General features: G+C 71.1%; 20 protein-coding genes and 1 pseudogene. 13 read left to right on the top strand and 8 right to left on the bottom strand.

Annotated elements, in window-relative coordinates; translation table 11 throughout:
* Window positions 1–225 precede the first annotated feature (225 nt).
* Window positions 226–705: an Lrp/AsnC family transcriptional regulator gene (locus AB0C28_RS35550; RefSeq protein WP_357855053.1), complete on the bottom strand. Its 480-nt coding sequence runs from the start codon at window positions 703–705 to the stop codon at window positions 226–228.
* A gap of 103 nt (window positions 706–808) precedes the next feature.
* Here AB0C28_RS35550 and hppD point away from each other — a divergent pair, with 103 nt between their 5' ends.
* Genes hppD through AB0C28_RS35535 form a run of 3 tightly spaced genes read left to right on the top strand, consistent with a single transcriptional unit; the run spans window position 809 to window position 3,854 of the window.
* The gene (gene hppD / locus AB0C28_RS35545; protein WP_357855056.1) at window positions 809–1,918 is read left to right on the top strand and encodes a 4-hydroxyphenylpyruvate dioxygenase; all 1,110 of its coding nucleotides are present in this window, start codon (window positions 809–811) and stop codon (window positions 1,916–1,918) included.
* Window positions 1,919–1,952: 34 nt separating this feature from the next.
* Window positions 1,953–2,396, top strand: a complete 444-nt coding sequence (locus tag AB0C28_RS35540) for an RDD family protein (protein WP_357855059.1) — start codon at window positions 1,953–1,955, stop codon at window positions 2,394–2,396.
* Between the two features lie 45 nt (window positions 2,397–2,441).
* Window positions 2,442–3,854 (top strand): M1 family metallopeptidase, encoded by a 1,413-nt coding sequence (locus AB0C28_RS35535; RefSeq protein WP_358080097.1) that lies wholly within the window; start codon window positions 2,442–2,444, stop codon window positions 3,852–3,854.
* Between the two features lie 75 nt (window positions 3,855–3,929).
* On the opposite strand, the gene AB0C28_RS35530 is transcribed toward AB0C28_RS35535, so the two are convergent.
* Entirely contained in the window at window positions 3,930–5,105 is a 1,176-nt protein-coding gene (locus AB0C28_RS35530; RefSeq protein ID WP_357855542.1) for an FIST N-terminal domain-containing protein, read from the bottom strand.
* 171 nt (window positions 5,106–5,276) lie between these two features.
* On the opposite strand from AB0C28_RS35530, the gene AB0C28_RS35525 reads away from it, so the two are divergent.
* The 4 genes from AB0C28_RS35525 (at window position 5,277) to AB0C28_RS35510 (ending at window position 9,978) form a co-directional block, all read left to right on the top strand.
* The gene (locus AB0C28_RS35525; protein ID WP_357855065.1) at window positions 5,277–6,668 is read left to right on the top strand and encodes a sigma 54-interacting transcriptional regulator; all 1,392 of its coding nucleotides are present in this window, start codon (window positions 5,277–5,279) and stop codon (window positions 6,666–6,668) included.
* A 61-nt stretch (window positions 6,669–6,729) separates the two neighbouring features.
* Complete coding sequence (locus AB0C28_RS35520; RefSeq protein ID WP_357855068.1) at window positions 6,730–7,470, top strand: hypothetical protein; 741 nt, start codon at window positions 6,730–6,732, stop codon at window positions 7,468–7,470.
* A gap of 50 nt (window positions 7,471–7,520) precedes the next feature.
* The gene (locus AB0C28_RS35515; RefSeq protein WP_357855071.1) at window positions 7,521–9,479 is read left to right on the top strand and encodes a hypothetical protein; all 1,959 of its coding nucleotides are present in this window, start codon (window positions 7,521–7,523) and stop codon (window positions 9,477–9,479) included.
* Between the two features lie 43 nt (window positions 9,480–9,522).
* Window positions 9,523–9,978, top strand: coding sequence for a GNAT family protein (locus AB0C28_RS35510; RefSeq protein WP_357855074.1), 456 nt, complete (start codon window positions 9,523–9,525; stop codon window positions 9,976–9,978).
* 127 nt (window positions 9,979–10,105) lie between these two features.
* Here the strand turns inward: AB0C28_RS35510 and AB0C28_RS35505 are convergent, their stop codons facing one another.
* On the bottom strand, window positions 10,106–11,086 hold the full coding sequence (locus AB0C28_RS35505) for a YafY family protein (protein ID WP_358080096.1): 981 nt from the start codon (window positions 11,084–11,086) through the stop codon (window positions 10,106–10,108).
* A gap of 55 nt (window positions 11,087–11,141) precedes the next feature.
* Here AB0C28_RS35505 and AB0C28_RS35500 point away from each other — a divergent pair, with 55 nt between their 5' ends.
* Entirely contained in the window at window positions 11,142–11,774 is a 633-nt protein-coding gene (locus AB0C28_RS35500) for a DinB family protein (RefSeq protein WP_358080095.1), read from the top strand.
* Window positions 11,771–12,232, top strand: coding sequence for a VOC family protein (locus AB0C28_RS35495; RefSeq protein WP_357855083.1), 462 nt, complete (start codon window positions 11,771–11,773; stop codon window positions 12,230–12,232). The genes AB0C28_RS35500 and AB0C28_RS35495 overlap by 4 nt, the downstream gene beginning before the upstream one ends.
* Before the next feature lie 118 nt (window positions 12,233–12,350).
* Here the strand turns inward: AB0C28_RS35495 and AB0C28_RS35490 are convergent, their stop codons facing one another.
* Window positions 12,351–12,776, bottom strand: a complete 426-nt coding sequence (locus AB0C28_RS35490) for a DUF6292 family protein (protein WP_357855086.1) — start codon at window positions 12,774–12,776, stop codon at window positions 12,351–12,353.
* 139 nt (window positions 12,777–12,915) lie between these two features.
* Between AB0C28_RS35490 and AB0C28_RS35485 the strand changes: the two genes are divergently transcribed.
* A complete protein-coding gene (locus AB0C28_RS35485) occupies window positions 12,916–13,041 on the top strand; it encodes a hypothetical protein (protein ID WP_357855089.1) in 126 nt (41 codons plus the stop codon).
* A gap of 10 nt (window positions 13,042–13,051) precedes the next feature.
* The gene (locus tag AB0C28_RS35480) at window positions 13,052–13,483 is read left to right on the top strand and encodes a DUF2269 family protein (RefSeq protein WP_357855092.1); all 432 of its coding nucleotides are present in this window, start codon (window positions 13,052–13,054) and stop codon (window positions 13,481–13,483) included.
* Between the two features lie 9 nt (window positions 13,484–13,492).
* Here the strand turns inward: AB0C28_RS35480 and AB0C28_RS35475 are convergent, their stop codons facing one another.
* Complete coding sequence (locus AB0C28_RS35475) at window positions 13,493–14,632, bottom strand: cystathionine gamma-synthase (RefSeq protein ID WP_358080094.1); 1,140 nt, start codon at window positions 14,630–14,632, stop codon at window positions 13,493–13,495.
* Between the two features lie 239 nt (window positions 14,633–14,871).
* The gene (locus AB0C28_RS35470) at window positions 14,872–15,066 is read right to left on the bottom strand and encodes a hypothetical protein (protein WP_357855098.1); all 195 of its coding nucleotides are present in this window, start codon (window positions 15,064–15,066) and stop codon (window positions 14,872–14,874) included.
* Window positions 15,067–15,258: 192 nt separating this feature from the next.
* Between AB0C28_RS35470 and AB0C28_RS35465 the strand changes: the two are divergent.
* Window positions 15,259–16,281 (top strand): annotated as a pseudogene (locus AB0C28_RS35465) (histidine kinase); the annotation flags it as partial.
* On the opposite strand, the gene AB0C28_RS35460 reads toward AB0C28_RS35465, so the two are convergent.
* A complete protein-coding gene (locus tag AB0C28_RS35460) occupies window positions 16,204–19,458 on the bottom strand; it encodes a BTAD domain-containing putative transcriptional regulator (RefSeq protein WP_358080093.1) in 3,255 nt (1,084 codons plus the stop codon). The pseudogene AB0C28_RS35465 and the gene AB0C28_RS35460 overlap by 78 nt on opposite strands.
* A gap of 57 nt (window positions 19,459–19,515) precedes the next feature.
* Here AB0C28_RS35460 and AB0C28_RS35455 point away from each other — a divergent pair, with 57 nt between their 5' ends.
* Window positions 19,516–20,373: an NAD(P)-binding domain-containing protein gene (locus AB0C28_RS35455; RefSeq protein ID WP_358080092.1), complete on the top strand. Its 858-nt coding sequence runs from the start codon at window positions 19,516–19,518 to the stop codon at window positions 20,371–20,373.
* On the opposite strand, the gene AB0C28_RS35450 is transcribed toward AB0C28_RS35455, so the two are convergent.
* Window positions 20,370–21,740, bottom strand: a complete 1,371-nt coding sequence (locus AB0C28_RS35450; RefSeq protein ID WP_357855107.1) for a cystathionine beta-synthase — start codon at window positions 21,738–21,740, stop codon at window positions 20,370–20,372. The genes AB0C28_RS35455 and AB0C28_RS35450 overlap by 4 nt on opposite strands.
* Window positions 21,741–21,814: the final 74 nt, after the last annotated feature.

The following is a 21,814-nucleotide window of genomic DNA, read 5'->3' as shown; positions in this document are numbered from 1 at the left end:
AGTCAGGGCCCACGCAATGGCGAAAAGCCCGGCCAGTACCAGGATTCCGGTACCGATAGATATCAGGAGCACCCGGAGTATCCGTCGTTTCCGCATCCCTTTCCCACCGCCGATCCGCACCCCTCGACTCCCCTCGTCGTCAAGCGTCGCCCAACCCCCGCAAGCTGGGCGAATGCCAAGGGTAAACGATCGATAATGGTGCCTCGTCCCTTAGCGATAGTACGACTAGCGGCCTCCACGACGCGGAACATCGGCGACCAAAGGCAACACTCGGTAGGGAACCGGAGTGTCAAGGGCGATGATCGAATTAGTCCTGAGTACGCCCTGAACGTCGACGATGCGATCGATAACCCTTTGCAAATCGGCATTCGTGCGCGCCACCACCCGGCAGAGCAGATCACTGTCACCGGTGATCGTGTGCACCTCCAGCACCTCGGGGATGCGGGCCAGCCGGTCGGCCACCGGATCGTGCCCGGCCACCTGCCTGATCTCCATGGTGACGAACGCGGTGACGTCGTAGCCGAGGGCGGCGGGCGACACGTCGGGGCCGAAACCGGTGATCACCCCTCGCTCGGTGAGCCGGTCGAGCCTGGCCTGGACCGTGCCACGGGCCACGCCGAGCCGGCGTGAGCACTCCAGCACCCCCAGGCGGGGCTCGGCGGTGAGCAGGGCGATCAATCGGGCGTCGAGTTCGTCGATCGTCATGCTGTACAGATGTACCCGAGGATCGGCGATACGACTAGGCAGATTGCACACTCATCAAAGTAACTGTTGCGCAAGTCGTCCAGGTAAATCCAGTGTTTGTGGTATGAGTGATGTCTTTCCGGTCAACGGCATGGACGCCGTGGTGTTCGCCGTGGGCAACGCCAGGCAGGCGGCCCACTACTATTCGACCGCTTTCGGCATGCGCCTGGTCGCCTATCGCGGGCCTGAGAACGGCAGCAGGGACGAGGTCGCGTACGTGCTGAGGTCGGGCAGCGCCACCTTCGAGTTCAGGGCGTCGATCCGCCCCGGCACGGAACTCGCGCGGCATGTGGCCGAGCACGGCGACGGGGTGATCGACCTGGCCATCGACGTGCCCGACGTCGAGGCGGAGTACGCCCACGCGGTCGCGCAGGGCGCCAAGGGGCTGGTGGAGCCGTACACGGCGGAGGACGAGCACGGCAAGGTCGTGCTCGCGGCCATCGCCACGTACGGGCAGACCCGGCACACGCTGGTCGACAGGTCCAACTACGGCGGCCCCTACCTGCCGGGCTACGCCGCCGCCGAGCCGCTGGTCGCGCCGCCGGACACCAGGAACGGGCGGCTGTTCCAGGCGGTGGACCACTGCGTCGGCAACGTCGAGCTGGGCAAGATGGACGAGTGGGTGGAGTTCTACCGCAAGGTGATGGGCTTCACGAACATGGCCGAGTTCATCGGCGACGACATCGCCACCGAATACTCGGCGCTGATGTCCAAGGTCGTGGCCGACGGCAGCCGCAAGGTCAAGTTCCCGCTCAACGAGCCGGCCGTCAGCCGCAGGAAGTCGCAGATCGACGAATACCTGGAGTTCTACGGAGGGCCCGGCGTGCAGCACATCGCGCTGGCCACCAACGACATCCTGGCCACGGTCGACCACATGCGGGCGGCCGGGGTCCGCTTCCTCGACACGCCGGACTCGTACTATGACGATCCCGAGCTGCGCCGGCGCATCGGCCGGGTGCGCGCCCCGATCGAGGAGCTGAAGAAGCGCGGGATCCTGGTGGACCGCGACGAGGACGGCTACCTGCTGCAGATCTTCACCCAGCCCGTGCAGGACAGGCCCACCGTGTTCTTCGAGCTCATCGAGCGGCACGGCTCGCTCGGATTCGGCAAGGGCAACTTCAAGGCGCTGTTCGAGGCGATCGAGCGCGAGCAGGAACGCAGAGGCAACCTTTAGTTTGTCCCGACTTAGTGGTGGTCATCCAGACATCATGGGATTGCCACCACCGGGGCTGGCGGGACGCTGGCGGCGGCTGTTCGCCGGCGTCCTCGACTGGCTCATCGTCAGCGTCGCCGCCGCGCCGTTCAGCTGGACGAGCTGGGAGTACGCCTGGGACGGCGGCAGAGGCGCCTGGGAGCGCTACCCGGTGGAGCACGCCTTCCTGACCGGGCTGCTGGCCTTCCTGTACTTCTGGCTGCTGCACGCCTTCTGGAACGGCCAGACGCCGGGCAAGAAGCTGTTCGGCATCCGCGTCGTCAGCGAGTACGACCGCAGGATCGGCGTGGGCCAGGCGGCGGTCAGGCAGGCCGTGATGAGCGTGCTCGCCTGGCTCTGCTGCGTGGGCAGCCTGCTCGATCTCGGCTGGATCCTCTTCGACCCCCGAAAACAGGCACTGCACGACAAGGCCGCCAGGACGGTCGTCGTCAATGCCTGACTCAGCGTAAGATTCTGGTCACGAACCGAAGGGGGCCGGTCGCCTATGCGGGTCAACAGACGCAGGATGGCCATGGTCGCGGCGCTGGTCAGCGTGCTCGCCTGCTCACCGGCCGACGGGCCGCTGCCGGGAGACGAGGCGCCGGCCGCCGCCGACCAGCGAGCGGGCGCGCCCGGCATCGGCGACCCCGACTTCCCCAAGGACGGCAACGGCGGCTACGACGTCGCCCACTACGACCTGGTCGTCGACTACGTGCCCGCCACCAAGCGGCTCACCGGCGTCACCACCATCAAGGCCAGCGCCACCCAGCAGCTGTCCCGCTTCAACCTCGACCTGGCCGGGCTCGACGTGCGCGAGGTGGCGGTCGACGGCTCCCCCGCCAGGTTCGGCAGGCAGGGCGACGAGCTGACCGTGCGGCCCGCGAAGACGATCGCCGACCGGGCCAAGTTCACCGTCAAGGTCTCCTACTCGGGCACCCCGAAGCCGCGCAAGGACAGCGCCAACCTGGGCACCTACGGCTTCGTCCCGACCTCCGACGGCGCCTTCGTGGCCTCCGAGCCCAACGGCTCCAAGACCTGGTTCCCCAACAACGACCATCCCTCCGACAAGGCCACCTACGACTTCACGATCACCGTGCCCGCCGGGGTGACGGCCCTGGCCAACGGCGAGATGGTCGGCGCGCCCGCCACCAAGGGCGGCACGACCACCTTCCGCTGGCGCGAGCGCCACCCCATGGCCAGCTATCTGGCCACGGCCACGCTCGGCAAGTTCGACCTGCGCCAGGGCACCACGGCGAGCGGCATCCCCAACCTGGCCGCCACCGATCCCCGGTTCAAGTCCACGCTCGACAAGCTCTACACCGTCTCCGCCGAGGTCACCGACTACTGGTCCACGGTCTTCGGCCCCTACCCGTTCTCCTCGACGGGCGGCGTCGTCGACGACTACTCCGCCGGCTACGCGCTGGAAAACCAGACCAAACCGCTCTACGGCGGCTTCGACCCCGACGAGACGATCATCGCGCACGAGCTGGCCCACCAGTGGTTCGGCAACAGCCTGACCATCAGGCGCTGGAAGGACCTCTGGCTCAACGAGGGCTTCGCCACCTACGCCGAGTGGCTGTGGTCGGAGCACAAGGGCCGTAAGACCGCCGAGGCCACCTTCGCCGAGCTGCTCAAACGCCCCGCCACCGACCCGATGTGGTCCTACCCGCCGGGGCGCGCCAAGCCCGACGACCTGTTCAACCAGTCGGTCTACACGCGCGGCGGCATGACCCTGCACGCGCTGCGCAAGGCCGTCGGCGACGCCACGTTCTTCACCCTGCTCAAGACGTGGGCCGCCGACCACCGCTACGGCCACATCACCACCGACCAGTTCATCGACCTCGCCGAACGGCTGTCCGGGAAAGACCTCACCGCCCTGTTCGACGCCTGGCTTTACCAGCCCCGCCGCCCAGCCTGACCCGCTGTGCGGGGCCTCAGAGGTCCGTACGGCTCCCGCAAGTGTCTCCGGGCCGTCAGGGCGCCACAGGCGTCGTCAGGGGCTGCCGGCGGCGCTGGAGAAGACCAGGACCGAGGCCGTGAAGCCGTGCACGTGGTTGTGCCCGGCGACCGGCCCGACCTCCCCGGCCGCGAAGAAGCCGGCCACGCCGATGGGCCCCAGCGTGTCGCGCAGGGCGACCGGGTCGTGGTCGGCGGTGCCGAACATGGCCGAGCCGCGCCCGTTGCAGGAGAACAGCAGCGCCCCGTCCACCTTGCCCAGCTCTTCGCGGTGCGCGTCGAGCAGGTCGTAGAGGTCCTCGTCGGCCGTGGCCGCGTCGCGGACCTGGAAACGCACGGTCCTGCCGACCTCGACGATGTCGCCGATGGCCACGGCCTCGCGGTCGGGGTCGATGCCGATGACCCCCCTGATCAGGAAGTCGCCGCGTTCGTGCCGCTCGGCGTACTCGTCCATGGCCAGGCCGATCTGCAGCCCGGACGCGACGAGCTCGCGGTCGTCCTCGTCCAGGTCGCTGACGATGTCCTCCAGCCGAGCCAGCGCCGGCTGGCCGGCCAGTTCGAGCAGCAGGTTGTCCTCCGACGCGGTGACCACCATGCTCGGGCCGATCGGGCGGCAGCCCTGGCTGACCACCGTGCTGATCTTGACGGGGCCGCTGAGGAGCACGCCGATCGCGCCCTCGGTGTAGATCTCGCCGTCGGCGAAGAGCCGTACGGAGCCCCTGCCCTGCAGCCCGTTGGCCAGCCCGCCGATCAGCGGCAGGTCGCCCAGGACGTCGACAGAGCGCTCGACGAAGGCGTCGGTCGGAAAGGTGTACGGATCGGCCAGCAGGATCGCCACGTGGTCGTCGCCGCCGCGTTCCGGCAGCCCGACGACGACGAACCTGTCCTCGGCCGTCAGCGTCTCCAAGGCGAACGTGGTCAGCCGCGCCCCTTCCAGGGTGGCCGCCCACGCGCTCACGGCCGGCGTCAGCTCAATGCCCTGGCCGTCTCCGATCACTCCGGTGGCGCTGCATCCGATCACGTGCGCCTCGGGCGCGAGTTTCATCGCGGCCTGGCCGGCCCGCGCGACGTCCTCGGGATCGTCGCCGCAGATGAAGAAGCAGACCAGGTCGGCTGGGCCGTTGAGCCTCGACAGTGCCTGACCGACGGCGTTCTCCGCGGCCTCCACCAGGTCGGAACCCACGGCGAGGCCGTCGGCGAAGCGGCTTGTCATCAAGGCCACGGATCTCGCCTCCCTCGACATGTCCAAGTTCCCTAGGCCCGATTCTCCCCACTAAAAGGACAAGCACGCGCACGAACCGTCACGCAATAGTCAAGATCCGAAATCTCCGCCAGCTGCGAAACTCTCTGACACATTCCGCACGGGGGACGTAGTCTCGATCCCGTGCATCAGCCACGTATTCTCCGCGAGTTGCGAGAGAGCGGCCACGTTCATCGCACCGTCAAGGCCGAGGTCCGGGAAAACCTGCTCGCCAAGCTGCGGGCGGGCGAGCCGCGCTTCCCCGGCATCGTCGGCTTCGACGACTCCGTCCTGCCGCACCTGGAGCGGGCCCTGCTCGCCGGGCACGACCTGGTCCTCCTGGGCGAGCGCGGCCAGGGCAAGACCCGGCTCATCCGCACCGTGACCAGCCTGCTCGACGAGTGGACGCCGGTGGTCGAGGGGTGCGAGATCAACGACCACCCCTATGCCCCGGTCTGCACCCGCTGCCAGGCCATGGCGCGCGAGCTGGGCGACGAGCTGCCGGTGGCGTGGAAGCACCGCGACGAACGCTACGGCGAGAAGCTCGCCACCCCCGACACGTCCGTGGGCGACCTGATCGGCGACGTCGACCCGATCAAGATCGCCGAGGGACGCACGCTCGGCGACCCCGAGACGGTCCACTACGGCCTGGTCCCGCGCACCAACCGCGGCGTCTTCTCCGTCAACGAGCTGCCCGACCTGGCAGAGCGCATCCAGGTGTCGCTGCTCAACGTGCTGGAGGAGCGCGACATCCAGGTGCGCGGCTACAACCTGCGGCTGCCGCTCGACATCCTGCTCATCGCCAGCGCCAACCCCGAGGACTACACCAACAGGGGCCGGATCATCACGCCGCTGAAAGACCGGTTCGGCGCCGAGATCCGCACCCACTACCCGCTCACGGTCGAGGACGAGCTCACGCTCATCCGCCAGGAGTCCGTGCCGGACATCGGGGCCGACGTCCCCGAGCATCTCATCGAGGTGATCGCCCGCTTCACCCGGCTGGTCCGCGAGTCGACCGCGGTGGACGCCCGTTCCGGCGTGTCCGCGCGCTTCTCGATCGCCGCGGCCGAGACCGCCGCCGCCTCCGCGACCCGCAGGGCGGCGCTCGCCGGCGAGGACAAGCCGGTCGCCCGCGTGGTCGACCTGGCCTGCGTGGTGCACAGCCTGCGCGGCAAGGTGGAGTTCGAGGTCAGCGAGGAGGGCAGGGAGACCGAGATCCTGGCCCACCTGCTGCGGCGGGCGACGGCCGAGACGTTCAGGAACCGGCTGGGCGGCATGGACCTGTCGCCGGTGACCGACAAGTTCGCCGAGGGCAACCAGGTGGAGTCGGGCGAGCTGGTGCCGGCCGGCGAGCTGCTGCACCGGATCGGTCCCGTCACGGGCCTGGCCAAGGTCATGTCGCGGCTGGGCATGGGCGCGGGCGAGGAGTCTCCCGGGCACGCGGCGGCGGCGCTGGAGTTCGCCCTCGAAGGGCTTTACCTGATGCGGCGGTTGTCCAAGGAAGACATTGACGGGGTGACCGTTTACCGCACGTGAACAAGTGGGCGCTCTCCCGCGTCATAGTGGTACAGAACTACGCCGTCGGGGGAGACCGTCCATGCGCCTGTTCACCTGTGCCACCATCGCCGCTCTCACGCTGAGCACGCTCGCCGTGCCCGCCCAGGCCGCCACTTCCGCGTACGGATGGGCCTGGTCCAACGGCAAGGGTCACCTGCGGATCTTGCCGAAGTCGGCCACCCGCGTGACCCGCCAGGGCAACGTGCTGCACCGGCTGAAGGCCGTCTCCGGGGCCAAGGAGCTGCGGCTCGACTACACCGGGGCGGCCTACGGTCGGGTCACGGTCAAGTGCGACCTGAAGGAGACCGAGGGGCACGTGGCCCTCGACTCCAAGGGGCTCGGGCGCACCCGGTGCGCCTCCGGGCAGCTGGCCACCTCGCTGGGGCGCGGTCCCGTACCGGTGCGGGTCGAGCATCGGGGCGGCAAGGCGGTCAAGGTGAACGAGATCCTGCTCGCCGAGTGGCCCGAGCAGCGCTCGGCCAGGGGGACGATCAAGCGGGTGGACGACACGACCCTCCTGTTCGCGACGGGCGGAAAGACCATCAAGCTCGGCTACTCGTACGTCACGGGCTTCTCCCGCACCACGGCCGGCTGCGGCGACGGCTGGCTGTCCGGCAGGCCGGTCAACGCCGACAGGAACGGCCTGGGCAAGAAGCAGTGCACGTGGACGGACCTCACGAAGGCCCTCAAGACGGTCAGGCACCCCGTCCTGGTCAAGATCGAGTACACCCCGGGCGCCGACTCACTGGACCAGGTGTGGGAGATCTTCGGCGACGCCTGATCTTCCACGCACACACATGGGGGCGTTTTCCGGGTTAGCGTGGTTTCGTGATGGCCTTCCGCTATGGCGAATACCACGACGGCCCCGACCCCCTCGCTCCTCCCTACGACGTGCGCGCGGCGCTCGACGAGATGGGCGATGCGATCCTGTCGGGCTCGACGCCGGTCCACGCCCTGCGTGATCTGCTCAAGCGCGGCCTGCCCGGTGGCCAGGACCGCCGCGGGCTCGACGACATGCTCAAGGAGGTCCGCCGGCGCCGCCGTGACCTGCGCGAGCGCGGGCGCCTCGACGGCACGCTGGAGCGGGCCAGGGCGCTGCTGGACAAGGCGATCGGGCAGGAGCGGGCCGAGCTGTTCCCCGACCCGTCCGACGAGGCGCGGCTGCGGGAGTCCGAGCTCGACGCGCTGCCCGAGGACACGGCCAGCGCCATCCAGGAGCTGAGCTCGTACGAGTGGCGCTCCGCGGCAGCCAGGCAGACCTTCGAGGAGCTGCGCGACCTGCTGCGCAGGGAGGTGCTGGACAGCCAGTTCAGGGGCCTGCGCGACGCGCTGGCCAACCCCGACCCGGCGGCCATGGAACGTGTCCGCCAGATGATGTCGGACCTGAACGACATGCTCGACCGCGACTCCAGAGGCGAGCACACGCAGGACGACTTCGATGACTTCATGTCGAAATATGGGGATCTCTTCCCGGAGAAGCCCCGCACCCTCGACGAGCTCGTCGACATCCTCGCCCGCCGCGCCGCCGCCACGCAGCGCATGCTGGCCTCGATGACCCCGCGCCAGCGCGAGGAGCTGGGCAACCTCATCAACCAGACCCTCGACCAGGCGGGCCTGGCCGACCAGATGCGCCGCCTCGGCGAGGCGCTCTACGCCCGCCGCCCCGACCTGGCCTGGAACGCCCCCGAGCGCCTCACCGGCGAGGAGCCCCTGGCCATGGGCGACGCCGTGACAGCGCTTGAGGAGCTGGCCGACCTCACGCAGCTCGAAACCGCCCTGCGCCAGGACTACCCGGGCGCGCGGCTCGACGACATCGACGAGGCCGCCGTACGCCGTGCGCTCGGCCGCTCGGCGGTCGACGACCTGGAGGCGCTCAAGCGCATCGAACGCGAGCTGGAGGAGCAGGGCTACCTGCTGCGCCGCCGCGGCAAGCTGGAGCTCACCCCCAAGGCGGTGCGCCGGCTGGGCGAGACCGCGCTGCGCCGGGTCTTCGCCTCACTCGACGGAGGCCGCCGCGGCGACCACGACCAGCACGACGCGGGCTCGGCCGGCGAGCTCACCGGCTCCTCGCGGCCCTGGCGCTTCGGCGACGAGCAGCCGATCGACGTCGTCCGCACGCTGGTCAACGGCGTGCGTGGCGGCGGCGTCAGCCTCGGCGAGCGGCCCAAGGTGCGGCTGACGGTCGACGACTTCGAGGTGGCCGAGACCGAGCGCCGCAGCGCCGCCGCCGTCTGCCTGCTGGTGGACCTGTCGTACTCGATGGCCCTGCGCGGCACCTGGGCCGCGGCGAAGCAGACGGCGCTGGCCCTGCAGGCGCTGGTGGCCTCCAAGTTCCCGCAGGACGCCGTGCAGATCGTCGGCTTCTCCAACTACGCCAGGGTGCTGCAGCCCGACGAGCTGGCCGGGCTCGACTGGGACATGGTCCAGGGCACCAACCTGCACCACGCCCTGCTCATCGCCGGCCGCCACCTCGACCGCCACCCCGACTTCGAGCCGGTGGTGCTGGTGGTCACGGACGGCGAGCCGACCGCCCACCTCATGCGCGACGGGCGCTCGGCGTTCGAGTGGCCGCCGTCGCACGAGACGCTGGAGCTCACACTGGCCGAGGTGGACAAGATGACCCGGCGGCGGGCCACGATCAACATCTTCATGCTGGCGGCCGACGACCGGCTGAAGGAGTTCGTGGACGAGGTGGCCCGCAGGAACGGCGGGCGCGTCTTCTCGCCCGACGCCGAGCGGCTGGGCGAGTACGTCGTCAGCGACTTCCTGCGCCTGCGCCGTTCTCGCTGATCACCGGCCGTTCTTGTCGGTGCCGCCTGCGAGACTGCTCGCCATGAGCGAGGACGTGCGGTTGCGTGATGTCGTGGAGGCCGACCTGGAGGTGTTCCTGGCGCAGGAGCACGATCCGGAGGCGGTGCGGCGGTCGAGGTTCGCGCCACGGGAGCGCGAGGCGTTCCTGCGACATTGGCGCACCTCGGTCCTCGGCGATCCGGACGTCCACGTGCAGGCGATCATGGTGGGCGACGAGCTGGCGGGCAACCTGGTGGCGTGGTGGGAGGGTGATCGGCGCTTCATCGGCTACTGGATGGGGCGGGCGTTCTGGGGGCGGGGCGTCGGCACGCGGGCGCTCGGCCTCTTCCTCCAGGCGGAGAAGACCAGACCGCTCTACGCCGACCCCTTCCACGACAACACGGCGTCTGTGCGGCTGCTGGAGCGCCTCGGCTTCGAGCGCACCGGCACGGTGCGGCACGGCGACGACGAGCACATCCTGCTGACCCTGCACGAGTAAGCCCACGGCATACCCCGGCGCATCCCGGCGCTCCATACCCGCCGCAGGCTCCACGAGCAGCCGCCGGCGACCACCTGCCGCGGGCTCCACGACCTGCCGCCGCGATCGGCTCACGCGCCACGCATGGTCAACCGTCGTGGGGTCCTGCGGCCGACAGCAGTTTGGCGGCCAGCTCGCGGCTGCGTTCCACCAGCTCAGGCGGGTCGAGCACGGTGAAGTCGTGACCCAGCAGCACCACGTGCATGAGCACGAAGTCGAGGTTGGCGGCGCCGCTGGTCACCTCGCAGCGCTCGCTCCCTCGCGCCCTGACCACGGCCGCCGCCGCCGGGATCTGCGCCCGTACCGTGTCGGCCGGGGCGTGCACGAGGAAGCGGGCCTGGTGCGGGTAGACCCGGCTGGCGACGCTCTCCTGCACGTACGACGCCGCGTCGGGAGCCGGCCGAGGGCGGAAGCGCCGGGTCCTGGCGGACACCTCGCTCATCCGGTCGACGCGGAAGTTGCGCCAGCCGTCGCGGTCGAGGTCGTAGGCGAGGAGATACCAGCGCCGGTCGGAGGCGACCAGCCGGTACGGCTCGACCCGCCGCGCCCGCACCTCGTCCCTCGAGGGATAGTCGAAAGCGGCCTCGACCTCGTCCCGGCAGGCCCTGGCCAGGGTCATCAGGGTCTTGGGGTCGATGAGCGTACGGCCGCCCCCGCCGAACGACTCCACCGAGCCCGCCAGCGCCCGCACCTCGTGCCGCAGCCGGGTGGGCAGCACCTGGTCGAGCTTGGTCAGCGCCCGCAGCGCCGCCTCGCCCGCGCCGCCGACCGCGCCACCGGCGCCGGCCAGCAGCGAGACCGCCGTGGCGATGGCCTCCTCGTCGTCGAGCAGCAGCGGCGGCAGGTCCTGGCCCCGGCCGAGCTGGTAGCCGCCGCCGACGCCCTGGCTGGCGTGCACGGGATAGCCGAGCGTGCGCAGCCGTTCGACGTCGCGCCGCACCGTGCGCGGGGTCACCCCGAGCCGGGCGGCGAGTTCGGGGCCGGTCCAGACCTGGCGCTGCTGCAGCAGCCCGAGCAGGGTGAGCACCCGCTCCGTCGTGCCCCGCTCGTCACCGTTCGCCACGCCCATAGCCTGCCAGAGATAGCGGACCGATCCTGTCCGCCTGTGGTGTCAGAGTGGGGCCATGGACGCAACAGACTTCGACTGGAACCGGTCGCTGCGCGAGCAGTTGGAGTGGCACTGGAACCACCATCTTCTCCGCCGGTTCGACGGTCTCACCGACGACGAGTACTTCTGGTCACCGGTCCCGGACGCCTGGAGCGTGCGGCCACGGGGGCACTCGACGGCGCCCGTGCAGGCCGGCACCGGGAACTTCACGATCGACTACGGCTTCCCCGAGCCGGTTCCCGCGCCCTTCACCACGATCGCCTGGCGGCTCGGCCACGTCATCGTCGGCGTGCTCGCCGCCCGCACCGCCTCCCACTTCGGCGGGCCGCCGGCGTCGTACGAGAGCTGGGAGTACGCCGGCACCGCGGCCGGTGCGCTCGGCCAACTGGAGACGGAGGTGGAGGCGTGGCTGGCCGGGGTACGCGGCCTGAGTGAGGAGCAGCTGCGCGCCCCGGTCGGCGAGAAGGAGCCCTACCCCGAGGCCCCCATGGCCGACCTGGTGCTGCACATCCACCGCGAGCTGATCCACCACCTGTCCGAGGTCTGCCTGCTGCGCGACCTCTACCTGCACACCCACCCCACCACGAAAACCGCAGAAACCACGGAAACCGCGAACGACTCGAACAACACGGAAGGCACGAATCGATGAGCCGCACCATCCAGGTCACCTTCGACGCACACGACCCGCGAGGGCTGTCGATCTTCTGGCGCGACGTGCTGGGCTACGTGCATCCAGGGCCTCCCGGCGTCGACCTGCCCGAGGGCGCCGATCCGCTGGCCGCGTGGGACGACTTCCTGGAGCGAGCCGGCATACCGGAGGAGCAGCGCAACACCAGGTCGGCGCTAGAAGATCCGGACGGGGCCGGGCCGCGGCTGTTCTTCCAGCAGGTGCCGGAGGACAAGGTGGCCAAGAACCGCGTCCACCTCGACGTACGCGCGGCTCCCGGGCTTGAGGGGGACGAACGCATGGCGGCGCTGGAGGCGGAGTGCGAGCGGCTGGTCAAGCTGGGTGCGACGAGAACCCGCCGCTTCGAGCCCGAGCCCCCGATGAGCGGCGGCTTCATCGTGATGGCCGACCCGGAGGGCAACGAGTTCTGCCTGGACTGAGCAGCCTCCGGCGGGGAGCCGGTGATGGGACAAGGCTCTGCCGGGAGGGGGCTCTGCCGGGAGGAGGTTCCGGGGGCGGGACGAGGCTCTGGCGGGAGAGCTCTCCGGGGGAAGGAGCTCAGGCGTCCACGAGTCGGGTGTAGAAGTCGAGGGCGACGTCGAAGCCGTCGCGGCAGTTGCGGTGGGAGCGGTAGCAGGGGCGCCAGGCCGAGCTCGCGCCCACCCCCGCCCGCGCGTCGTGCAGCGCCGCCACCACGCGCTCCGGTTTCGGCAGCAGACCGTGACCCAGGTAGCGGACGACGCCCGACAGCTCGGTGTGCCGGCCACGGCCGCCCGAGGCGAAGACGCCGAGGCGCCAGCCGCTCTCCTCGTCCCACACCAGCGCCGTGCCGTCGGCGAGCTTGAGCGTGGCGTCACGCGGATCGCACGGGCCCTTCCACCAGTCCACGACCTCGGATCCGAGCAGGTCACGAACCTGCAGCACGTAGCCGTACGGCTGCTGCAGCCATTCGTCGGTGTAAGGCTCGACGTGCCTGATGGCCACGGACGGCACCCCCTTGTGCCCAGACGGTAAGGAAATTGCGGCGGTCCCCAACCATACCCGCGCCGAACTTATTCCGTTGCACAGCCGTCTAGTCATTACGGACGATATTTACGTCCGAGACGGGGAAGGAGGGGCAGCCATGATAGCCACGGTTCTCCTCATCGTGCTCATGGTCGTCGCGGTGGCGGCCACGGAGCTGTGCCTGCGTTGTGGCGGAGAAGGCAAAGAGAGTGTCGAGTCCCCCGCCGAGATCGTCGGGGACTAGTCTCTCCCGCATGTCGTCCCTGCTTCTCTGGCTGCACATCGTCTTCGCGGTCTTCACCATCGGGCCGGTGACCGCCGCGACCATGTCCGCGCCGCGCGCCATCCGCACCAAGAACGTGCCCTCGCTGCAGTTCATCCAGCGGACCACCAGGATCTACGCCTTCGGCAGCCTGGGGGTCTTCGTGTTCGGGCTGGTGCTCGGCGTGGTCATGGGCGGCGGGGTGCTCGGCAAGTGGTACATGACGGCGTCGATGACGCTGTTCATCGTGGCCGCCGTGCTGCTCGTCATCATCGACCGCGACCTGCGCACCGCCGTCCAGGCTCTCACCAGCGAGAGCGCGGACGACGACGCGAAGGTGCAGAACGGGAGGATCGCCGCGATCAGCGGGCTGCTGTCCGTGATCTGGCTGGTGATCCTCTTCTTGATGGTCGTCCCCTCCTGACCCGGCGCGTCAGCGCAGTGCCTGGGTGAGGTCGGCGAGCAGGTCGTCGACGGTCTCGATGCCCACCGACAGCCGGACCAGGTCGGACGGCACCTCCAGCGCCGAACCGGCCACGGAGGCGTGGGTCATCCGGCCCGGGTGCTCGACGAGCGACTCCACGCCGCCGAGCGACTCGCCCAGGGTGAACAGCTTCGCCCGGTCGCACACCGCGACGGCCTCGGCCTCTCCCCCGGCCACGCGGAACGACACCATGCCCCCGAAGCGGCGCATCTGCTTGGCCGCGATCTCGTGGCCGGGGTGCTCAGGCAGCCCCGGGTAGAGCACGTCGGTCACGCGCGGGTGGGCGAGCAGCAGGTCGACGACGCGTTCGGCGTTGTCGCAGTGGCGGTCCATGCGGACGCCGAGCGTCTTCAGGCCGCGCAGCGTCAGCCACGCGTCGAACGGCCCCGCGACCGCTCCCATCGCGTTCTGGTGGTAGGTCAGCTCCTCGCCGATCCCGGCGTCGGCGGCGATCAGCGCACCACCCACCACGTCGGAGTGCCCGCCCACGTATTTGGTGGTCGAGTGGACGACCACGTCGGCGCCGAGCGCGAGGGGCTGCTGCAGGTAGGGCGAGGCGAAGGTGTTGTCGACGACCAGCAGCGCCCCGTTGTCGTGGGCGAGCTGGGCCAGGGCGGCGATGTCGGCGATGCCGAGCAGCGGGTTGGTGGGCGTCTCGACCCAGACCACCTTGGTCTTCTGCGTCATCGCGGCCGCGACGGCGTCGAGGTCGTGCAGCGGGACCGGGTCGTAGTGGAGCCCCCAGCGCTCGTGCACCTTGGCGAACAGCCGATAGGTGCCGCCGTAGGCGTCGTTGGGGATGATCACGTGGTCCTGCGGCTTGCACACCGTACGCAGCAGGGTGTCCTCGGCGGCCAGCCCCGACGCGAACGCCAGCCCGCGCGCCCCGCCCTCCACGGCGGCCAGCGCGGATTCGAGCGCGGTCCTGGTGGGGTTGGCCGAGCGGCTGTACTCATATCCGGAACGCAGCCCGCCCACGCCGTCCTGCTTGTACGTGGACGTGGCGTAGATCGGCGGCACCACCGCGCCGGTCAGGGGGTCGGGCTCCTGACCTGCGTGGATGGCCAGCGTCTCAAAACCGTTGCTCATACAGGCAACGTTACAGGCCCCGCCCCAGGTGAACGTCCGTCTGGCACGCCGCGCACCGCGGCCCCTGACCCCCGCGCCCGGCGCACCTCGACCCACCCGCTCGCCGCAGCCCCGGCCGCTCGCCGAAGATGGGTGCGGCCCGCGATCCGATCCCCATCGGACCGCGGGCCGCTCACGAGGGTTCCGTCCCCAACGGCCCCCGTGGGGCTCGCGCACCATGCCCGCGCGAGCCGGGTCGGTCAGGCCGCCTTCGGCTCCCGCCGGTCCCCGCCTGACCGGGGCGGGAGCCGTACGACGTCCGCCTTGACGAACCGGCCGCTGCCGCCCTGCGCCTCTTCCCCGTTGATGCGCGAGAGCAGCACCGGGTCGGCCAGCGCGAGCAGTACCGCGACGACCAGCCCGAGACTCAGCAGAGCGAACCCGATGGCAACCATTTCTCTGTCCCCTTCCGACATATCCAGCATCGGCCAGGCACCCGGCGGCGCGCCTCCACTCAAGGGCTGGTCTCCGGCGAGCCGCCTCGGCCGAACGGTTGATACGACTTGTCCGACTTCCGGCTTAGGCTCGGGGCCGTGGGGGATTCGAAACGGGTCGTGTACTGGCTCCGCCGGCTCAGCGAGCTGGCGATGCTCGGCTGGCTCGCCCTCATGCTGCCGATCGACCTCGTGCTCGCGACCTCCGTCGGGACGTTCCAGTGGCTGGTCCCCATCTGCGGCGCGGCCGGCATCGCGGCGGTGATCCTGCGGCGCAGGTACCGGCTGGAGGGCTTCTGCGTCCTGCTGGCCCTGTCGTTCGTCTCGTCGATGGTGATCGGCCTGACCGGGACGGCCGGCGCGCCGGGCATGACGGAGACGGGCGCGCTGCTCGTCCTGCTCATCGGGGTGCTGCGGCACGTGCAGCCGGTGCACCGGGCGGCGATGCTGACCATCGCGGCACTGGTCGTGCTGATGATCGAGGGGAGCGGGCGCGACTACGGCGGGGCGGGGCTGGCCTTCTCGTTCATCCTGTTCGCGGGCTGGTCGATGGCCGCCGGCGCGGGCGGCTACCTGCGCTTCCAGCAGGAACGCCGGATGGAGGCGGTGCACTCGGTACGCCGGGCCGAACGCCTGGAGCTGGCCAGGGAGCTGCACGACCTGGTCGCCCACCACATCACCGGCATCGTGGTGCAGGCCCAGGCCGCCCGTACGGTCGCGGAGACCCGGCCGGACGCGGTGGCTCCCGCGCTGGACGCCATCGCGTCTGCCGGCTCGGAGGCGCTGACCTCGATGCGGCGCATGGTCACGGTGCTGCGCGCGGAGGACGAGGCGGCCAGGAAGCCGGGCGTCACGCTGGCGGACCTGCGGATGCTGACCGAGCGGTTCTCCTCGGAGGGGCCGCAGGTGGCGTTCGAGATCGGCCAGGGGCTGGACGACCGTACGTTGCCGCCCGAGGTCATGACGACCCTGCACCGGGTGCTCCAGGAGGCCCTGACCAACATCCGCAAGCACGCGTCCCGCACCGCCTGGGTGGAGGCGGATCTGCGGCGCTTCGAGCGGATGACGGTGCTACGCGTCCGCAACTTCGGCTCCGGCTCAGACTCCCGGGTGAGCCGGCTCGGCGGCGGCTTCGGCCTGGTCGGGATGGGCGAACGGGTGGAGGCGCTGGGCGGCAGGCTCTACGCAGGCCCGTCCCCTGAGGGCGCCTGGGAAGTGATCGCCGAGTTCCCGCTCCCCTGAGGCCAGCGCGTCGGCGAGTGTGTGCTCGCCGAGGGCGGCGCGCAGGCGGCGCAGGATCCGGTCCACGTCCAGTCGTTCGCCGGAGGGCAGTGGCGTCCCCGCGGCCCTCCTGATGGCCGTGGCCGCCCCGAGCAGCCCGGCCGCCTCCAGCTCCTGCTCCCCGGCCGTACGGCGCTCAGGGGCCAGCGACAGGGCCCCGGCCAGCCCTTCCAGGGCGAGCGCGACCGCGCGGGGGTCGCCGGTGGCCCGGGCGGCGGCGTACCCCTCGCGATGCCGGCTCAGCGCCGCCGCGCCGGCGCCGCGCTGCTCGGCCGTGAAACCCAGCTCGGCCATGATGAACGCCACCCCGGGCGTCCCCTCCACCTCCCGCAGCCAGTCCAGCAGGGACAGCAGGTGCGCCTCCGCCTCCTCGTGCCGGCTCTGACGCCGCGCGCTCATACCCAGCCCGAGCACGGCGTTCTCCTCGGCCGACTTGTACGACTGCGCCACCGCCAGCACCCTGGCCCGCTCGTGGTAGTCGTCGGCCCGCGCGTAGTCACCCGCCAGCAGCGCGATCCGGCCCAGCCCCGCCAGTTTGAACGACACCTCGATCCCCAGCTCCTCCGCCAGCCGCAGCCCCTCCTCCCTGAGGCGGACGACCTCGGCGTAGTCGCCCCTGATCTCGGCCGCCCGGTCGAGGACGTCCATGGCCTCGATCCGGCCCCAGGCGTCACCCAGCTCCTCGAACAACGCCAGCCCCCGCCGCCCGTCGCGTTCCATGGCGGCCAGGTCGGCCCGCCCGACGGCCAGCTTGGCCCGCAGGCACAGCGCCGCCGCGACCCCCCACCGATCCCCCAGCGCCTCGAACGCCACCAGCGCCCGATCCGCCGCCTCCTCATGCGCCCGATGATCGCCGTACGCCCACCGAACGTGACTCAGCAGCCAGTCGGCCAGCGCCGCCCCCGCCGCATCGAGCCCGTCCCGCCGTACGGGCGACGCACTCTCCCCGATCAGCAACTCGATCCCGGCCAGCCACACCGACGCCCGCGCCACCTCCCGCGCACGAGCCCGAACCGCACCGCCATCCAGGTCCGCGGCTCCGTCCGCGTCCCCGGCACCGGACGCGGCAGCGCGCAATGCGGCGGTCAGGGAGCGGCGGCCCTCGTTGAGTCGCCCGCGCAGGATCCAGTACCAGGCCAGCGCGTTGACCAGCCGCACCGCCTCCGCCCCCGACAACGCGAGGCGCAGGTTGGCGCTCTCGGCGTCGAGCCGGGCCAGCCACTCCCGCTGGCCCGGCCCCCGCAGGTCGGCCCGCGCCGCGAGCGCCGTGTAGTAGCGGGCGTGCCGGTCTCTGATCCGGTCGTGCTCCCCCGCCTCCCGCAGCCGCTCCACGCAGTACGCCGCCACGGACTCCAGCAGCCGGTACCGGGGCCCTTCGACCCGGACCACGAGCGAGCGGTCCACCAGCCTGGCCAGCGTGTCGAGCACGTCCACGCCGGGTTCTGCGCACACCTCCTCGGCCGCCTCCAGCGTGCACCCGTCGGCGTGCACGGCCAGCCGCCGCAGCACCACCCGCTCGGCGTCGCCCAGCAGCTCCCAGCTCCAGTCGATCATCGCCCTGAGCGTGCGCTGCCGGGCGGGCGCGTCCCGCATCCCGGCGTTGAGCAGCCGGAACCGGTCGTCCAGCCGCGCGGCCAGCTCCCGTACGCCGAGCGCCCGCACGCGGGTGGCGGCCAGTTCCAGGGCCAGCGGGATGCCGTCGAGCCGCCGGCAGACGGCCGCCACGGTCTCGTCGGCCGGGACGTCCGCTCGGGCGGTGAACAACCGCACGGCCTCGGCCTCGGGCAGCGGCTCGACCACTCGTACGCGCTCGCCCGTCACTCCCAGCGGCTCCTGCCCCGTGGCCAGCACCCGCAGCCCCGGCGCGACCCGCAGCAGCCGCGACACCAGCCCCGCCACCGCCTCCACCAGGTGCTCACAGTTGTCCAGCACGATCAGCACCCGCTTACCCGCCAGCACCCCGCCCAGCCGCTCCACCATCGAACCGGACACCTCACCACGCACCCGGAACGGGGCCGCGCCATCACCAGACCCACCGGCCACGTCCGCGCGCGCGGCGGTCGTGGAGTCACGGCCGCCGCGCGGAGCAACGGCGTCGTCACGCACCCCCAGCACGGCCGCGAGAGCTTCGGCCGGGTCGGCCGCTCCGGCCAGTTCGACCAGCCACACCCCGTCGGCCGGCGCCGGGACGTTCGCGGCGGCGGCGATGGCGAGCCGGGTCTTGCCGACGCCGCCAGGACCCGTGAGCGTCACCAGCCGGGACGCCGCCAGCAGCGCACCCACCTCGGCCAGATCCCCCTCCCGCCCGATCAGCTCCGTGAGCGGCGCGGGCAGGTTGGTACGCGGCGCGCCCCCAAGCCCCGGCTCCTGCCGCAGGATCGCCTGGTGCAGCGCGGCCAGCCGGGGCGAAGGATCCACCCCCAGCTCCTCCGACAGCCGCCCCCGCAACTCCCCGTACGCAGAAAGCGCCTCGCTCTGCCGCCCGCCCCGGTAGAGCGCCGTCATATGGGCGGCCACCAGCCGTTCACGCAGCGGATGGCGCGCCACCAGATCGCCCAGGTCCACCAGCTCGCCCAGCGTGAGGCGCAGCTCGGCCTGCTCCTCCAGCGCCCCCAGGCGCAACTCCTCCAGCCGGGCCGCCTCCGCGCGGGCGAAGCCGTCGTCGGCGAACTCGGCGTAGGCCGACCCGCGCCACAGCCCCAGCGCCTCCTCCAGCTCGGCGGCCCGGGCGGCGGGATCGCCCGAGCGGCGGGCGACGAGCGCGGCGAAGCGGCCGGCGTCGGAGTCGCAGGCGGCCAGCCGGTAGCCGGCCGGCCCGAGCACGACCGTGCCGGCGCCGCCGAGCGCGCGGCGCAGCTCGGAGACGCGCGCCTGAAGGGTGCCGGCCGGGTTGCGAGTGGGCCGGGCGCCCCACAGGTCGTCGATCAGCCGGTCCGCGGGTACGGGACCGCCGCCGTGCGCGAGCAGGTCGGCCAGCAGCGCGCGCACCTTGGGCTCGGCCACGCGCACCGGCGAGCCGTCGCCGGCCACCACTCGCAACGGCCCCAGAACCTCGAAACGCAGCACGTCCATGCCAACCCGTGGCGGAGCCGAAGGAATTCCGTAGCGGCCGGCCCGATGGTGAGGTCCATGAGTCAAGTGACGGTTGTGGGACTGGGCCCGATGGGGTCGAAGATGGCCGAGACGTTCCTGGCCGCGGGCCACGAGGTGGCGGTGTGGAACCGTACGGCGAGCAAGGCAGATCCGCTGCTGGCGAAGGGCGCCAGGCGAGCGGCGAGCGCGGTGGACGGCGAGTTGCTGGTGGTGAGCCAGATCGGCTACCAGGCGATGGACGACAGCTTCGGCGACGCGCGGCTGGACGGGAAGGTGGTGGTCAATCTCAGCTCGGGCAGCCCCGGCGAGCTGCGCGCGGCGGCCCGCCGGGTGGCGGAGCGCGGGGGCACGCTGATCACGGGAGGCATCATGGTGCCGCCGCCGGGGATCGGGCAGCCGGGGGCGTACACGTTCTACAGCGGCCAGAAGGACGTGCTCGACCGGCACGCGCCCGTGCTGGAGGCGCTCGGCGAGGTCTCCTACGTGGGGGCCGACGAGGGCCTGGCGATGATGTACTACCAGGCGCAGCTGCTGATCTTCTGGTCCAGCCTGACCAGCTACATGCACGCGATGGCGCTGCTGAGCACGGCCGGGGTGGCGCCGGAGGAGTTCCTGCCGTTCGCGCGGGAGACGTTCATCCAGCTGGGCGGTGACGGGCCCATGGGGTTCGTCGGGCAACTGACCGAGGAGTTCGCGGCCGGGTCTTATCCGGGTGAGCTGAACTCCCTGCACATGCAGGCCGTGGGCCTCGGCCACGCCGTGGAGGCGCTGGCGGAGGCCGGGGTGGAGATCACGGTGCCGACGGCGCTGTGGCGGCTGTTCGAGCGCGCCGACGCCGAGGGCCGCGGCGGCGAGGGCCTCGGCACCGTGATCCAGTCGATCATGAAGCCCTAGTGGTTGGCCAGGAAGGCGAGCAGGTCCTGCCTGGTGAGCAGGCCGGAGGGCTTGCCGTCTTCCAGCACAACGGCCGCATCGGCCTTCTCCAGCGCTTCCACCGCACGCGCCACAGGTTCACCACTGCCGATCGTGGGTAGCGGCGCGGACATGTGATCGGCGATCGGGTCGTCGGAGGAGAGCCTGCCGTGATAGAGCGCTTCGAGGAGGTCGCGCTCGACGATGGAGCCGACCACCTCGGCGGCCATGACCGGCGGCTCCTCCTTCATGACCGGGAGCTGGGAGACCGAGTATTCGCGCATGATCGCGATGGCCGTGCCGACCGACTCGTGGGGGTGGGCGTGGACGAACTCCGGCAGCCCCGGCCGCTTGCGCGCGAGCACGTCGCCGACCAGGCCCTCGTCGGACGAGGTGGTCAGGAAGCCGTAGTCGGCCATCCAGTCGTCGTTGAAGATCTTCGACAGGTAGCCGCGGCCGCCGTCGGGCAGGAGCACGACCACCACGTCGTCGGGCGCCGCCTTGGCCGCCACCCGCAGCGCCGCCACCACGGCCATGCCGCAGGAACCGCCGACCAGCAGCCCCTCCTCGCGGGCGAGCCTGCGGGTCATGTTGAACGACTCCTTGTCGGACACCGCGATGATCTCGTCACAGACCTCGGTGTCGTACGTGGCCGGCCAGATGTCCTCGCCGACCCCCTCGACCAGGTAGGGGCGCCCGGAGCCGCCGGAGTAGACGGAGCCCTCGGGGTCGGCCCCGATGATCTTCACCCGCCCGTCGGACACCTCCTTCAGGTAGCGCCCGGTGCCGCTGATCGTGCCGCCGGTGCCGATGCCCGCCACGAAGTGCGTGACCCGGCCCTCGGTCTGCTCCCACACCTCGGGTCCTGTCGAGTGGTAGTGGGAGTCGGGGTTGTTGACGTTGGAGTACTGGTCGGGCTTCCAGGCGTTGGGCACCTCGCGGGCCAGCCGGTCGGAGACCGAGTAGTAGGAGTCGGGGTGGTCGGGCGAGACGGCGGTCGGGCAGACCACGACTTCGGCCCCGTACGCGCGCAGCACCGAGATCTTGTCCTGGGCCACCTTGTCGGGCACCACGAACAGGCACCGGTAGCCCTTGCGCTGGGCCACGATGGCCAGCCCCACCCCCGTGTTGCCGGAGGTCGGCTCAACGATCACGCCGCCAGGGCGCAGCTCACCCGACTTCTCCGCCGCCTCGATCATGCGGACCGCGATGCGGTCCTTGACCGAGCCCCCCGGGTTGAAGTACTCGACCTTGGCGAGCACCTGGGCGGGGACTCCCGCGGTGACTTTGTGCAGCCGGACCAGCGGGGTGTTCCCCATGAGGTCGACCAGGGAATCGTAAACGCGCACCGAGGTGTTCACCTTCTTTGCCGAAGCTTGATCAGCTTGCCGACGGCCGAGGTCCGGTGGGGGTGGCAGGCCCT

This window comes from Nonomuraea sp. NPDC048892, assembly GCF_040649735.1.
GTDB lineage: Bacteria > Actinomycetota > Actinomycetes > Streptosporangiales > Streptosporangiaceae > Nonomuraea > Nonomuraea maheshkhaliensis.
The sequence above is the reverse complement of the archived record's forward strand: the minus strand, read 5'-3'. Positions and strand labels throughout refer to the sequence as shown.

Coding starts and splice junctions, on each gene's coding strand:
- AB0C28_RS35550 (WP_357855053.1), bottom strand. CDS start 705: ATGACGATCGACGAACTCGACGCCCGATTGATCGCCCTGCTCACCGCC.
- hppD (WP_357855056.1), top strand. CDS start 809: ATGAGTGATGTCTTTCCGGTCAACGGCATGGACGCCGTGGTGTTCGCC.
- AB0C28_RS35540 (WP_357855059.1), top strand. CDS start 1,953: ATGGGATTGCCACCACCGGGGCTGGCGGGACGCTGGCGGCGGCTGTTC.
- AB0C28_RS35535 (WP_358080097.1), top strand. CDS start 2,442: ATGCGGGTCAACAGACGCAGGATGGCCATGGTCGCGGCGCTGGTCAGC.
- AB0C28_RS35530 (WP_357855542.1), bottom strand. CDS start 5,105: ATGACAAGCCGCTTCGCCGACGGCCTCGCCGTGGGTTCCGACCTGGTG.
- AB0C28_RS35520 (WP_357855068.1), top strand. CDS start 6,730: ATGCGCCTGTTCACCTGTGCCACCATCGCCGCTCTCACGCTGAGCACG.
- AB0C28_RS35515 (WP_357855071.1), top strand. CDS start 7,521: ATGGCCTTCCGCTATGGCGAATACCACGACGGCCCCGACCCCCTCGCT.
- AB0C28_RS35510 (WP_357855074.1), top strand. CDS start 9,523: ATGAGCGAGGACGTGCGGTTGCGTGATGTCGTGGAGGCCGACCTGGAG.
- AB0C28_RS35505 (WP_358080096.1), bottom strand. CDS start 11,086: ATGGGCGTGGCGAACGGTGACGAGCGGGGCACGACGGAGCGGGTGCTC.
- AB0C28_RS35500 (WP_358080095.1), top strand. CDS start 11,142: ATGGACGCAACAGACTTCGACTGGAACCGGTCGCTGCGCGAGCAGTTG.
- AB0C28_RS35495 (WP_357855083.1), top strand. CDS start 11,771: ATGAGCCGCACCATCCAGGTCACCTTCGACGCACACGACCCGCGAGGG.
- AB0C28_RS35485 (WP_357855089.1), top strand. CDS start 12,916: ATGATAGCCACGGTTCTCCTCATCGTGCTCATGGTCGTCGCGGTGGCG.
- AB0C28_RS35480 (WP_357855092.1), top strand. CDS start 13,052: ATGTCGTCCCTGCTTCTCTGGCTGCACATCGTCTTCGCGGTCTTCACC.
- AB0C28_RS35475 (WP_358080094.1), bottom strand. CDS start 14,632: ATGAGCAACGGTTTTGAGACGCTGGCCATCCACGCAGGTCAGGAGCCC.
- AB0C28_RS35470 (WP_357855098.1), bottom strand. CDS start 15,066: ATGGTTGCCATCGGGTTCGCTCTGCTGAGTCTCGGGCTGGTCGTCGCG.
- AB0C28_RS35460 (WP_358080093.1), bottom strand. CDS start 19,458: ATGGACGTGCTGCGTTTCGAGGTTCTGGGGCCGTTGCGAGTGGTGGCC.
- AB0C28_RS35455 (WP_358080092.1), top strand. CDS start 19,516: ATGAGTCAAGTGACGGTTGTGGGACTGGGCCCGATGGGGTCGAAGATG.